Source organism: Streptomyces sp. NBC_01261, from assembly GCF_036226385.1.
GTDB lineage: Bacteria > Actinomycetota > Actinomycetes > Streptomycetales > Streptomycetaceae > Streptomyces.
Genome location: NZ_CP108463.1, coordinates 4,920,210 through 4,934,351, shown reverse-complemented (window position 1 = coordinate 4,934,351; position 14,142 = coordinate 4,920,210). Strand labels below are relative to the sequence as shown.

Here is a 14,142-nt window from a genome sequence, read left to right as displayed (position 1 = left end):
GGAGCATCATGGAGGCATTCGGTCTCCGGCGCCGGGGGAGGTGTTCCGTGTCGTACCCGACACCGTGGCAGGGGCAGTGGCCAGGACCGCACCAGCCGTCGCCGGCGCAGGCCGGGGCGTCGATGCTGGCGGCGACCGCGGACCGGGAGCGGGCGGTGGACGTGCTCCGGGCCGGTTTCGCCGAGGGGCGGCTGCGCGAGGACGAGCTGGAGAAGCGGGTCGCGCGGGCCTACGACTCCCGGACCGTGGGCGAGTTGATGCTGCTGGTCGCCGATCTGCCCCAGGGTCCGCAGGTGGCGCCCGTCCTCCAGGGGCCGCCGCCGGGATTCCGGCCGGTGCCGCCGCCCTTCCTGCCGCCCCCGGTGCCGCCGACCAACGGCAAGGCGGTCGGCTCGCTGGTCTGTGGCCTGCTCATCGTGCCGACGCTGGGCCTCACCGGCATCCCCGCGGTGATCCTCGGCCACACCGCCCGCGCGGAGATACAGCGGACCGACCAGGGCGGCGACGGCCTCGCGCTCACCGGCCTGATCTTCGGCTGGCTCGCCGTCACGGGCTGGGCGCTGATGCTGCTGCTGATGATCGCGGCGACGGCGAGCTCGACGTGACGCCTCCCGCTGAGGGTGACCGGGAGGGGTGCTCCGGCTGAGGGTGACCTGGGGGCTCCGGCCGAGGTTCCGTCAGGGGACTCCGGTTGGGGTCTCCAGCTGAGGGCACTGTCCGAGGGGTCGGTCTGCGGGTTCGGTCTGATGACCCCACGCCGCAGATCCGAAGTGCCTCGCGCTGTAGGCCCGAGGACCCCGCGTCGAAGTTCCGAGCCCGCTACTCCGTGGGCCCGAGTCCTCGTGCTGCTGATGTGAGGACCTCGCCCGCCGTGGGCCCGAGTCCTCGTGCTGCTGATGTGAGGATCTCGCCCGCCGTGGGCCCGAGTCCTCGTGCTGCTGATCCGAGGACCTCGCCCGCCGTGGGCCCGAGTCCTTGTGCTGCTGATCCGAGGCCCCCGCCCGCCGTGGGCCCGAGTTCCCGTGCCGCAGATCCGAGGACCCCGCCCGCCGTAGGCCCGAGCGGCCCGTGCTGCAGATCCGAGGCCCCCGCCGTAGACCCGAGCGGCCCGTGCCGTGGATCCGAGGCCTTTGCGCCGCAGCTCCGCGGGCCTCGCCCCTCCCCGCCCTCCGCCCCGCAGCTTCGAGAGCCCCGCCCCGCAGGAATCCCCCACCCCCGTCTCCGGACCACCCCCTATCCGCCGTAGATTCGAAGATCGCGGACGGCGCCCGGCTTCGGCGTCGCCCGTGCTGAGCCGTGGGTGGGACCCATTTGTTTTGACCGCAGCGAATGAGGTAGGTACGCTCCTACCTTGTGCCTGGGGTGTGCCCTGGCTCCCGTGCGTGCCTTGAACCGCACTAAGGGAGCCGACACTGGCCACCGCAATCTGCGCCCCTTTTGCTCACCGGCGAAAGTCTGCGGGATTCGACACACCCGACCGCGTGGGTCGGCGACGTTCCAGGTTAGCTTCACCATCGGCACACAGAAACCGGAGAAGTAGTGCCTACGATCCAGCAGCTGGTCCGGAAGGGCCGGCAGGACAAGGTCGAGAAGAACAAGACGCCCGCGCTTGAGGGTTCGCCCCAGCGTCGTGGCGTCTGCACGCGTGTGTTCACGACCACCCCGAAGAAGCCGAACTCGGCCCTGCGTAAGGTCGCGCGTGTGCGTCTGACCAGCGGGATCGAAGTCACCGCTTACATTCCGGGTGAGGGACACAACCTGCAGGAGCACTCCATCGTGCTCGTGCGTGGCGGTCGTGTGAAGGACCTGCCCGGTGTTCGCTACAAGATCATCCGCGGTTCGCTTGACACCCAGGGTGTCAAGAACCGCAAGCAGGCCCGCAGCCGCTACGGCGCCAAGAAGGAGAAGTAGAAAATGCCTCGTAAGGGCCCCGCCCCGAAGCGCCCGGTCATCATCGACCCGGTCTACGGTTCTCCTCTTGTCACCTCCCTGATCAACAAGGTGCTGCTGAACGGCAAGCGCTCCACCGCCGAGCGCATCGTGTACGGCGCCATGGAGGGCCTGCGCGAGAAGACCAGCAACGACCCGGTCATCACGCTGAAGCGCGCGCTGGAGAACATCAAGCCCACGCTTGAGGTCAAGTCCCGCCGCGTCGGCGGTGCGACGTACCAGGTTCCGATCGAGGTCAAGCCCGGTCGCGCCAACACGCTCGCGCTGCGCTGGCTGGTCGGTTACTCCCGCGCCCGTCGCGAGAAGACCATGACCGAGCGTCTGCTCAACGAGCTTCTGGACGCTTCGAACGGCCTCGGTGCGGCCGTCAAGAAGCGCGAGGACACCCACAAGATGGCCGAGTCCAACAAGGCCTTCGCGCACTACCGCTGGTAGTCGCTACCCACGACGAGACCGAGAGAAGACCGAAGCCTTATGGCTACCACTTCACTTGACCTGGCCAGGGTCCGCAACATCGGGATCATGGCTCACATCGACGCGGGCAAGACGACCACCACTGAGCGGATCCTCTTCTACACCGGCGTCAGCTACAAGATCGGTGAAGTCCACGACGGCGCCGCCACCATGGACTGGATGGAGCAGGAGCAGGAGCGTGGCATCACGATCACCTCTGCTGCCACCACCTGTCACTGGCCGCTTGAGGACGACGACTACACCATCAACATCATCGACACCCCGGGGCACGTCGACTTCACCGTCGAGGTGGAGCGTTCGCTGCGCGTCCTCGACGGTGCCGTCACGGTGTTCGACGGTGTCGCCGGTGTCGAGCCGCAGTCCGAGACGGTGTGGCGTCAGGCCGACCGTTACGGCGTGCCCCGCATCTGCTTCGTCAACAAGCTCGACCGGACCGGCGCGGAGTTCCACCGCTGCGTCGACATGATCAAGGACCGCCTCGGTGCGGTACCGCTGATCATGCAGCTTCCGATCGGTGCCGAGATGGACTTCAAGGGCGTTGTGGACCTGGTCCGCATGAAGGCGCTCGTGTGGTCCGCCGAGGCCGCCAAGGGCGAGATGTACGACGTCGTCGACATCCCGGCCACGCACGCCGAGGCCGCCGAGGAGTACCGCGGCAAGCTGGTCGAGGCCGTCGCGGAGAACGACGACGACATCATGGAGCTGTTCCTGGAGGGCATCGAGCCCACCGAGGAGCAGCTGTACGCCGCGATCCGTCGCGTCACCATCGCGTCCGGCAAGTCCAACGGCATCACGGTCACCCCGGTGTTCTGTGGCACCGCGTTCAAGAACAAGGGCGTCCAGCCCCTGCTCGACGCGGTCGTGCGCTACCTGCCGACTCCCCTGGACGTCGAGGCCATCGAAGGCCACGACGTCAAGGACCCCGAGGTCGTCGTCAAGCGCAAGCCGTCCGTGGACGAGCCGCTGTCCGCGCTCGCGTTCAAGATCATGAGCGACCCGCACCTGGGCAAGCTCACCTTCGTCCGGGTCTACTCGGGCCGCCTGGAGACTGGCACCGCGGTGCTGAACTCCGTCAAGGGCAAGAAGGAGCGCATCGGCAAGATCTACCGCATGCACGCGAACAAGCGTGAGGAGATCGAGGCGGTGGGCGCCGGCGACATCGTCGCCGTCATGGGCCTGAAGCAGACCACCACCGGTGAGACGCTGTGCGACGACAAGAACCCGGTCATCCTGGAGTCCATGGACTTCCCGGCGCCGGTCATCCAGGTCGCCATCGAGCCCAAGTCCAAGGGTGACCAGGAGAAGCTGGGTATTGCCATCCAGCGTCTCGCGGAGGAGGACCCCTCCTTCCACGTTCACTCGGACGAGGAGACCGGCCAGACCATCCTCGGCGGTATGGGCGAGCTGCACCTTGAGGTGCTGGTCGACCGTATGAAGCGCGAGTTCAAGGTCGAGGCCAACGTCGGCAAGCCGCAGGTCGCGTACCGTGAGACGATCCGTAAGGCCGTCGAGCGCGTGGACTACACCCACAAGAAGCAGACCGGTGGTACCGGTCAGTTCGCCAAGGTGCAGATCGCGATCGAGCCGATCACCGAGTCGGACGGCCCGGCGTACGAGTTCGTGAACAAGGTCACCGGTGGCCGTATCCCGCGGGAGTACATCCCGTCGGTGGACGCCGGTGCGCAGGAGGCCATGCAGTTCGGCATCCTGGCCGGCTACGAGATGACGGGCGTCCGCGTCACGCTTCTCGACGGTGCCTACCACGAGGTCGACTCCTCCGAGCTCGCCTTCAAGATCGCCGGATCGCAGGCCTTCAAGGAGGCCGCGCGCAAGGCGTCCCCCGTGCTCCTTGAGCCGATGATGGCCGTCGAGGTCACCACGCCCGAGGACTACATGGGCGAGGTCATCGGCGACATCAACTCCCGCCGTGGCCAGATCCAGGCCATGGAGGAGCGTGCCGGTGCACGTGTCGTGAAGGGCCTCGTGCCCCTCTCGGAGATGTTCGGCTACGTCGGCGACCTCCGCAGCAAGACCTCGGGTCGCGCAAGCTACTCGATGCAGTTCGACTCCTACGCCGAGGTTCCCCGGAACGTCGCCGAGGAGATCATCGCGAAGGCCAAGGGCGAGTAACACACACCGTTTGCACGCTTTAGGCTTGACACCGACCGCCGGGGCTCACCCGGGAGGGCAGACCCCGGCGGGCGGCATCCCAGCAAAGATCACCTGGCGCCGATGAGTAAGGCGTACCAGAACCACTCCGCAGGAGGACCCCAGTGGCGAAGGCAAAGTTCGAGCGGACTAAGCCGCACGTCAACATCGGCACCATCGGTCACATCGACCACGGTAAGACGACCCTCACGGCCGCCATTACCAAGGTGCTGCACGACGCGTACCCGGACCTGAACGAGGCCTCGGCCTTCGACCAGATCGACAAGGCTCCTGAGGAGCGCCAGCGCGGTATCACGATCTCGATCGCGCACGTCGAGTACCAGACCGAGACGCGTCACTACGCCCACGTCGACTGCCCCGGTCACGCGGACTACATCAAGAACATGATCACGGGTGCCGCGCAGATGGACGGCGCGATCCTCGTGGTCGCGGCCACCGACGGCCCGATGCCGCAGACCAAGGAGCACGTGCTCCTGGCCCGCCAGGTCGGCGTTCCGTACATCGTCGTCGCCCTGAACAAGGCCGACATGGTGGACGACGAGGAGATCCTGGAGCTCGTCGAGCTTGAGGTCCGTGAGCTCCTCTCCGAGTACGAGTTCCCGGGCGACGACCTGCCGGTCGTCAAGGTCTCGGCGCTCAAGGCCCTTGAGGGCGACAAGGAGTGGGGTCAGACGGTCCTCGACCTGATGGCCGCCGTCGACGAGGCGATCCCGACCCCGCCGCGTGACACCGAGAAGCCGTTCCTCATGCCCGTCGAGGACGTCTTCACGATCACCGGTCGCGGTACGGTCGTCACCGGCCGTATCGAGCGTGGTGTCCTGAAGGTCAACGAGACCGTTGACATCATCGGCATCAAGCAGGAGAAGACCACCACCACGGTCACCGGCATCGAGATGTTCCGCAAGCTGCTCGACGAGGGCCAGGCGGGCGAGAACGTCGGCCTGCTCCTCCGTGGCATCAAGCGCGAGGACGTCGAGCGCGGCCAGGTCATCATCAAGCCCGGCTCGGTCACCCCGCACACGGAGTTCGAGGCCCAGGCGTACATCCTGTCCAAGGACGAGGGTGGCCGTCACACGCCGTTCTTCAACAACTACCGTCCCCAGTTCTACTTCCGCACCACGGACGTGACCGGCGTCGTGACCCTCCCCGAGGGCACCGAGATGGTCATGCCGGGCGACAACACTGAGATGACGGTTTCGCTCATCCAGCCCGTCGCCATGGAAGAGGGCCTGAAGTTCGCCATCCGCGAGGGTGGTCGCACGGTGGGCGCCGGCCAGGTCACCAAGATCAACAAGTAGTCTTGGCTGATCCGACCGGTCTCTGACCGGTAGGTCTCGAAGGGGCCCGTACGACTTCGGTCGTACGGGCCCCTTTGCTGTTCCCCGGCTGCTGTTACGAAACTATTCGGCGCGTACGACCCGTTGTTCCCTCCCTCCACTCGCCCCACCATTTGTCATGCCGCTGACCAAATTAGGTGTGGAGGGGTGTGCCATGTCTGCGTCCGTCAGGCGAAGGGCCGTTCTGGGTGCGGGAGTTGCCGCGGTGCCGGTGCTGTCGGGGGTGGGGTCGTCGAAGGCATCGGGGCCCGCGGACGCGGGTGCGTACATCTCCTTCTCGCGTACGACGGGTGCCTTCCCCCTCGTCGGCGCCCCGGTCGTGGTGGACCCTGACGATCACCCCGGAGTCGCACGGGTGGCAGGGGACCTGAGGGACGACATCGAACGCGTCACCGGCGTCCGCCCCGGCAGCACGCTCGCGCGGGCGCGTGAGGTGGTGCTGGTCGGCACGATCGGGCGCAGCGCGCTGATCGACGGCCTGGTGGCAGCCGGGAAGCTGGACGTGTCCGGGGTGCGGGGCCGGTGGGAGACCTCGCTGCAGACGGTGGTCGAGCGGCCGATGCCGGGTGTGGAGCGGGCGTTCGTCGTCGCGGGGAGCGACCCGCGCGGCACGATCTTCGGCGCGTACGACGTGTCGTACGGCATCGGGGTCTCGCCCTGGCACTGGTGGGACGACGTGCCGCCGACGCATCGCGACGAGGTGTGGGTGCGGCCCGGGCGGTACTCGCAGGGGACGCCGGTGGTGAAGTACCGGGGCTTCTTCATCAACGACGAGAACCCGGCGCTGGGGACGTGGGCGCCGGCCTACTTCGGGCCGGGCAAGGCGGCGGGGTATCCGGGCGGCTTCACCGCGGACTTCTACGGCCGGGTCTTCGAGGTGCTGCTGCGGCTGAAGGGGAACTACCTCTGGCCGGCGGTGTGGGGGCGGGCCTTCGCGGAGGACGACCCGGAGAACCACCGGCGGGCCGCGGAGTACGGGATTGTCATGGGCACGTCGCACGAGGCGCCGATGATGCGGGGGATCGAGGAGTGGAACCGGCATGCGGTCGCCGCCGTCCGGGACTCCTCCGGCGCGATCGTAACGCCGGGGCACGATCCGTACGGCGGCACGGGGGAGTGGTCGTACCGGCTCAACTCCCCGGCGATACGGGCCTATTGGCGGGCCGGGGTGCAGCGGATGGTCGACCAGGGCTTCGAGGGCGTCGTCACGCTCGGCATGCGCGGGAACGGCGACACGAGCCTGCCGGACGGTGACGGCATCGAGCTGATGCAGGAGATCATCGCGGCGCAGCGGCAGATCATCGAGGAGGTGACGGGTCGGCCGGCGGCGGAGACCCCGCAGGTGTGGACGTTGTACAAGGAGGTCCAGCGGTACTGGGACCGGGGGTTGCGGGCGCCGGACGACGTGACAGTGGTCCTCACGGACGACAACTGGGGCAACGTCCGCAAGCATCCGGATGCGGCGGAGCCTGGGCGCGTCGGAGGCTACGGCCTCTACTACCACTTCGACTACGTGGGCGCCGGACGGAACTACAAGTGGGTGGACACGGCGAACCTGCGGAACGTGTGGGAGCAGCTGCACGCGGCGTACGCGTACGGCAATCGCGGGTTGTGGGTCGCGAACGTGGGCGACCTGAAGGGGAACGAGCTGCCGACCGAGTTCTTCCTCAACTACGCCTGGAACCCTGAGGGTTGGGATGCCGACGCGCTTCCGGGCTGGGAACTCCGTTACGCGCGGCAGAACTTCGGGGCGGGTCAGTCGCAGGAGATCGCCTCGGTGCTGGCGGCGTACGGGCAGTTGCAGGCCCGCCGCAAGCCGGAGTTGCTGAACCGGCGGATCACTCTCGTCGACGGCCAGGTGCTCTACGACGATCAGCAGACCCCATTCGCCTTCGGGCACCGGGAGTTGGAGCGGGTCACGGAGGAGTGGCGGGAGTTGGCGCGCCGGGCCGAGCGGATCGGGCGGCGGCTGCCGGCCGGGGTGCGGGACGCGTGGTTCGAACTCGTCGGGTACGAGGTGCAGGCCACCGCCAACCTGTACGGGCTGCGGTCGGCCGAGTTCACGAACCTGCTCTACGCGGCGCAGGGCCGGGCCGCGACGAACGACCTCGCGGATGCGGCGGAGGCGGGGCTGGAGCGGGACCTCGCACTGGCCGAACGTTTCAACTCGGCGGTGGCGGGCGGGAAATGGGCCGGTTTCCAGACGCAGCCGCACATCGACTACGGGGATGTGGAGCGGTACGGGCCCAACGCCGGGTGGCAGCAGCCGGAGAAGGACAACGTGGCGTTGCCGGACGTGTTGTTCCCGGCGGTGCGGCGGATCGGGGTACCGGGGGCCGCGGACCTCGGGGTGGCGGTGGACGGTGCAGCGGGGTCGGAGTCGGGGGCGTGGTGGCCGGGGGGTGCGGCGGGGGTGGCGGCCGTACTCCCCGCGTTCAGTCCGTATCAGACACGGCCGCAGCAGTTCGTCGAGGTGTTCAACCGGGGGCGCACGGCCTTCGATTACCGGATCGAGGTGTCGGTGCCGTGGCTGGTGCTGGATCGGCCGCGGGGGCGGGTCGAGCGGCAGGTGCGGGTGGAGGTCGGGGTGGACTGGGCGCGGGTGCCGGTCGGGCGCGCCGAGGGGGAGCTGACGGTGACCGGTGCCGGGGGATCGGTCACCGTCGGCTGTGTCGCCGAGCGGCCGTCGGGGCGGGGACTGCGGGGCTTCGTGGAGGCGGGCGGTTACGTGGCGATCGACGGGGAGCACTACGACCGGGCGGTCGGCGGGTGGCGTCGTATCGACGGCATTGGTCGTACGGGTCGTACGGGTCGTACGGGGTGGACCGGGGCGGGGATGACGCCGTGGCCGGTGACGCTGCCCAGGCAGACGCCGGGTGGGGTGCATTCGCCGCGACTGGAGTACGAGGTGAGTCTTCTGGCGGCTGGGGAGGTGACGGTGTGGGCGTACCTGTCCCCTCGTAACCCTGCGTTGCCGACCGGCGGTCTGCGCTACGGCGTCTCCGTCGACGGCGGGCCGATCGAGACCGTCGACATCAACGTCGGCGCAGATGACGGGTTGTTGAACGCGGTGTGGGCCCGCCACACCTCCGACAACGTCAACGCGACGGCGACGAAACACTCCGTGACGAAGGCCGGGGTCCACCGGTTGAAGTTCTGGATGGTGGACCCGACGGTGGTGCTGCAGCGGCTCGTGATCGACACGGGGGGTCTGCCGGCGCTGTACCTGGGGCCGTTGGAGAGCCGGCGGGTGTAACGCGCGGCGGAGGGCGGAGGGTTACGGGTGGGCGTGACGGGCGTTTCGGGTGGGCTGGGTGGCGTGCCGGATGTGCTGGACGTTTCGGGGGTGCCGAGTACGCCAGGGGTCTCGGCGCGGCGGGACCTGGCTTCCTCCCCGGGTGAGAAACGGGCGGCGGCGCGGGCGATCGAGGATCACATCGAACCCGGCACGCGCGCGGCGGGGCGGTGGGCGGACGACGAGAACGGTGCTGCCGTACGGGAGTTCGCCGCGAGGGACGGGGACGGGTGGGTGACGTCGGCGGCCCTGAAGAAGGCACACGGGGCGTGGGCGGACCAGGTGAAGAACCTGATGGACCGGCTGGGCGCGGAGCGGGACGCGTTGCGGAGCGGGAACGCGGTGCTGACGAGCACGGATCTGGCGGTGGGGTCGACGTTGCGGGAGCGGTCCGCGCTGGACACGTTCTGAGGCGAGCGGGCGAGCGGGCCGACTGGCCAACGGGCCAACGGGCCTTCGGGTCAGCGGGCCAACGGGCGTTGGGGTCAGCGAAGTTATTGGGTCAGCGGAGCTATTGGGGCAACTGGGCATATGCCGACGTATCACGAGATCATGACCACCGACCTCGCCGCGCTGACCACCGCGGCCGAGCGCTGGGAGGGCATGGCGGGTGAGTTCGAGAAGCAGGAGACGGCGTACCGGCGGGATGTGCACGGCATTTCCATGGGCACGTCGTGGACCGGGCTCAGCGCCGACGCGGCGAACGCCCGCTTCGACGTCACGCTCAAGGAGTTCCAGTACGCGCAGACCGAGGCCAAGGGGATCGCGGCGCTGCTGCGGGACGCGCACGACCGGTTCGTGGAGTTACGGGGCCGGGTGGTGGCGGCACGGTGGGACGCGGTCCGGGCGGGCATGCGGGTCTCGGAGTCCGGCGTGGTGAGCCCGAGTTCGGACCAGCCGGACACCCCCGCCGCTCCCCATGCCGCACAGCCGTGGCAGGACGGGATCAACAAGGCGGTACGCGATGTCACGGACGCGGACACGGGCGTCCGGGTCGCGCTGGCGGCGGTGGTGATCGACTCCGAACTGCTGGCCGGCGGACGGGGGTTCAACGGCAGGGCGCTGGGCGACATCGAGGCGTACGAGGCCGAGGAGACGGAGCGGTACCTCCAAAAACTGAACCGGGGTGCGGAGTTGACGACAACTCAACTCACCGAACTGCAACGCTCATTCCGCGACAACAGTGAGGACGAGGGTTTCTCGCGGATGGTCCTGGACGACCTCGGCCCCACCGGCACGCTCAAGCTCACGAACGAACTGAACGACCGCATCCACGTACAGGGCGGCGCGGGCGCGGGCACGTACTCGTCGATCGAGACGGGCCTGGCGAACACCCTCGCCACGGCCACGAAGCACACGAAGTCGGACTGGTACCGGAAGTGGCGCACGGCCATGCGGCACGCGGGCCTCGCGCACTACGCCACGGACGCCCAGGGCCTTCACCTGGACAAGGCCGTCGGCTACCAGTCCCTCGTCACGCTGATGCAGAAGGGCCACGGTTACGCCCCGGCGATGGTCGAGGACCTCACCGACGACATGATCGCCGCGGAGAAGAAACACCCCGGGATCTGGCAGGTGAAGGGCACGTATGCCGGGGCGCGTGGCGGTTGGTTCGCCAATGACCCCGTCGACGGCATGCTCGGCATCATGAGCCGTGATCCGGCGGGGGCGGCGCGGTATCTCCATTCCGACGCCCACATGAAGTACCTCATGAAGGACCGGGACTGGAATGTCACCCTGAACGACGAGGGGGTTTCCAAGGGCGGGCACTATGTGCCGCGATTGGACGGGGACGATCGGGCTGGATTCGGGGCGGCGTTGCAGGCGGGGGCGACGGGGATCGATCCGGCGGATCCGGGTGGGGTTCGGGTGGGGGATCGGGCGACGCACGATGCGGTGTTCAAGTCGGCGCTCACGTATTTGGCGGACAGTGGGGATGATTTTCCGCCGTCGTTGCGGAGGCCGATGGCCAACGTGCTTGTCAATCATGGGGATGCGGTGCATGCGGCTATGAGCGAGGTCGATGTCGCTAATTCCCCCTTGGATCAGCATCGGCTTTTCGAGGTTGCGAAGCAGGTGTCCAAGGATGAGGGTGCGTATGGGGTTTTGAACGGTGGGATGAACCAGGCGATGGTGTCAGCCATTCACAACGACCACTCGCACTCGGCCGATTCCCTGAGCGGGGCCGGCCGGACCGTGGGGTTCCTGGAGGAGGCGCGGGTGCAGGCTGCGGGGGATCCGAAGGTGGCCGAGTTCGAGACCAAGCCGTTCTTTGACAAGGCGATCAGTTACATCCCCGTGGTTAGCGGTGATGTGCAGACGGGGTTCGACTATGTGACGGACCAGTGGCTGGCTGATGAGCAGCGGCGTCTGGACAGCAAGCAGGCGGAGGACAACATCCAGGCGTACACCAGGCGGAACGGCCAGCTGATGGCCCTCGCGAACGAGTGGAAGAAGACTCATCAGTTGGACGGTAATCCGTACTACAACGCCAAAGAGGAGATCGGTAGGGCCGCCCGAGACGGGATGGCGCACGCCACTGGAATGTCCGGAGAGCAAGCCACATGAACGCTCGCCGGATCCTGGTCGTGTTGTTGCTGTCCATCCTTGTGATGTCCTGCGGTAGTTCCACATATCACGAGGTTCCGAAGGCGATTTGCGGGACTCCCATCGATCCCGCTCTCACTCGGCTGCTTGTGACGTCCACGAAGGAGTTCCACGAGTACAACCGAGTCGATCGCTCCGATGCAATCACCGCACCCTGCATCCTTTTGTCAGAGCACGACCCCGTCCTTGAGTTCCGTTTCTCGTGGGACGACACGGCAACGGACCTTATGTACTTGGCGACGGGTTCTGGGTCGATTTCCCGCGTCACGGAACCGCAGAGTATCAACCTCGGCTACAAGTCGATCGTCGGCACCGACGGGGCCATCTCGATCGACCGGTGCAAGACCAACGGTGGCAAATACTTCACCCTCACCCTCCAAGTCCCCCAAATCAAACTGATGGACCAGACCCACCGCAAGGACATCGAGAGGTTCATGCGGGCCTACTTCCCGGCGACGCTCAAGACCTTGGGGTGTAAGTGACGTTGTTCCAGACCTTCAGGCCCGGTGATCCCCCAGCACCCCAACCGCCCTCCGGAACCCAGAATCCCGCCCCGCCGCGAACTCCTCCTCCGTGAACACCGGCACCCGCACCCGCGGCGGAATCCCGGTGCCGTCGAACGTATGGCCCGAGTGGGTCAGGAACTCCTCGTTCGGGAGCCACGCCGCCATGCCGTTCGGGAGGCGGCGGGTCAGGGTGTCCGAGAAGACGCCCTGGGTGGGCTGGCCGATGCGGAGGGTTTCGCCGGGGCGGTTCATCAGGGCCTGGGTGAAGGTCTCGCCCGCGCTCACCGTCGAGCCGCCGGTCAGTACCGCGATCGGGCCGGTGTAGCGGGGGGCGTGGGCCGGGAGCACCGGGACCGGTTCGGGGCGGGTGTGGTGGGCCGGGTTCTTCGGGTCGTCGCGGGCGCGCTTGGCGTAGGCGATGTACGGGGTGTCCGTCAGGCGGGACGCGATGTGGAGGCCCATCGCGTCGGAGCCGCCGCCGTTGATCCGTACGTCGATGATCAGGCCGTGCAGCCGGCTCACCCGCTCCGACGTGAGGATCGTGTTCAACGCCCGGTCCAGCTCGGCCAGTTGGGACGCGTACGAGGCATGCTCCTGCGGCAGGTAGCCGCCGAAGCCGGAGATGCGGAGGTAGCCCAGGTGGCCGCCGTCGCCCCGCAGATCCGCGTACGTGATGCGGGCGTTGGCGAAGTCCCGGTGGTACGTGGCGCCCGCCAGGTCATGCCGCTCGATGAACTCCTTTGTCCTGGCGTCCAGTTCGGGACTCGGCGGCTCCGTGCCGGGGCGGCCGACTGCGAACACCTGGTCGCCGTCCTGGACCGCGACGTGCGCGTCGTGCAGCGGACGCACCATCCGGCTGAAGATGTCGAACAGTTCCGCCCTGGTCGTGTCCGCGTGCACCTGAGGGCGGTATTCGGCCCGCACCGCCCGCCAGTCGACGCCCTTGGCCGCGAAGAAGGGGTAGTTCTCCTCGAAGGACCGCCAGAAGACGTCGAAGGAGGTCAGGGGGTCTTTCGGCGGCTGCCTGGCGCAGCCCGCCGGGAGGGAACTGATCCGGTGGAGCTGCTTGTGGCCCGCCGAACTGGCCGTCGCGACCGACGCGCGGTTCCCGTCCCCGCCCAGCCGCACCGTCAGGACATCGCCGCCCACCGTGTACGTCCCCGGGCCCGTCCGCCGGGCGGTGTCGCCCTTCACACAGCTCACGGCGGTGGTCTGGTACTCCTGATAGGTCCCGTGGCCGACGGCGACGACCGTGCCGTAGCCGTCCATGCGCCAGAAGCCGTCGACGGAGGGCCGGCCAGGGCCGCGGGAGGCCGCGGCCGGTGCCGCGAGTCCCGCGGTGAGGAGCAGGGTCAGGGCGGCGGCGGTGGACGCGGTGGTGATACGCACGTTCTGTTCTCCCCGTGACGTGACAGCGCACATCTGTGTGCCTCATCACCCTGGCCGCCAGCCCGTCACCCCCGCCATCCGGCACACCCGCGCATCGGGGTGAGGGAAACCCCCGGTCGGCGGCCGTCGTGGGTGCGCGCCGGGAGCATGTGTTTGACCTACGTCACTCCAGGGGTAATCTCTACGCCCCGATTGGCCAGCCGCCTGCGCCATATGGCAGACTGTCGGAGTTGCTCGGTCGAGTGTTGATGCTGCGCGCCTCCCGTCGGGAGGACCGGAAGCGAGTCCCACGGTACTCGTCGTCCCAACTGCCTTACGGGCAGCGCTGGGGCGGACGTACGGGAATCTTTCGGGAAGTGTCAGTGCGGCGCCGGCCAGGCACCCGGTGGGCTTCTTCGCCCTCGGCTTGCGGTTC

10 protein-coding genes are annotated in these 14,142 nt (G+C 68.0%); 9 read left to right on the top strand and 1 reads right to left on the bottom strand.

The annotated features are described in order from the left end of the window. Nucleotides 1-47 precede the first annotated feature (47 nt). The 9 genes from OG226_RS21505 (at nt 48) to OG226_RS21465 (ending at nt 12,314) form a co-directional block, all read left to right on the top strand. The gene (locus OG226_RS21505) at nt 48-605 is read left to right on the top strand and encodes a DUF1707 and DUF4190 domain-containing protein (RefSeq protein WP_329349739.1); all 558 of its coding nucleotides are present in this window, start codon (nt 48-50) and stop codon (nt 603-605) included. Nucleotides 606-1,539: 934 nt separating this feature from the next. Continuing rightward, complete coding sequence (gene rpsL / locus OG226_RS21500; protein WP_003948652.1) at nt 1,540-1,911, top strand: 30S ribosomal protein S12; 372 nt, start codon at nt 1,540-1,542, stop codon at nt 1,909-1,911. 3 nt (nt 1,912-1,914) lie between these two features. Continuing rightward, nucleotides 1,915-2,385, top strand: a complete 471-nt coding sequence (gene rpsG, locus OG226_RS21495) for a 30S ribosomal protein S7 (RefSeq protein WP_005481264.1) — start codon at nt 1,915-1,917, stop codon at nt 2,383-2,385. Nucleotides 2,386-2,424: 39 nt separating this feature from the next. After that, complete coding sequence (gene fusA / locus OG226_RS21490; RefSeq protein ID WP_328680126.1) at nt 2,425-4,554, top strand: elongation factor G; 2,130 nt, start codon at nt 2,425-2,427, stop codon at nt 4,552-4,554. 143 nt (nt 4,555-4,697) lie between these two features. After that, nucleotides 4,698-5,891 (top strand): elongation factor Tu, encoded by a 1,194-nt coding sequence (tuf, locus tag OG226_RS21485; protein WP_019055493.1) that lies wholly within the window; start codon nt 4,698-4,700, stop codon nt 5,889-5,891. 193 nt (nt 5,892-6,084) lie between these two features. Continuing rightward, nucleotides 6,085-9,186, top strand: coding sequence for a glycosyl hydrolase 115 family protein (locus tag OG226_RS21480; RefSeq protein ID WP_329349738.1), 3,102 nt, complete (start codon nt 6,085-6,087; stop codon nt 9,184-9,186). 90 nt (nt 9,187-9,276) lie between these two features. Beyond that, the gene (locus OG226_RS21475; RefSeq protein WP_328680124.1) at nt 9,277-9,636 is read left to right on the top strand and encodes a hypothetical protein; all 360 of its coding nucleotides are present in this window, start codon (nt 9,277-9,279) and stop codon (nt 9,634-9,636) included. Nucleotides 9,637-9,777: 141 nt separating this feature from the next. Continuing rightward, nucleotides 9,778-11,793 carry a hypothetical protein gene (locus OG226_RS21470; RefSeq protein WP_329349737.1) on the top strand — a complete coding sequence of 672 codons (2,016 nt, stop codon included), beginning with the start codon at nt 9,778-9,780 and terminating at the stop codon, nt 11,791-11,793. After that, on the top strand, nt 11,790-12,314 hold the full coding sequence (locus OG226_RS21465) for a hypothetical protein (RefSeq protein WP_329349736.1): 525 nt from the start codon (nt 11,790-11,792) through the stop codon (nt 12,312-12,314). Before OG226_RS21470 ends, OG226_RS21465 begins: the two co-directional genes overlap by 4 nt. A 15-nt stretch (nt 12,315-12,329) precedes the next feature. Here the strand turns inward: OG226_RS21465 and OG226_RS21460 are convergent, their stop codons facing one another. After that, nucleotides 12,330-13,727 carry a S41 family peptidase gene (locus tag OG226_RS21460; RefSeq protein ID WP_329349735.1) on the bottom strand — a complete coding sequence of 466 codons (1,398 nt, stop codon included), beginning with the start codon at nt 13,725-13,727 and terminating at the stop codon, nt 12,330-12,332. Nucleotides 13,728-14,142: the final 415 nt, after the last annotated feature.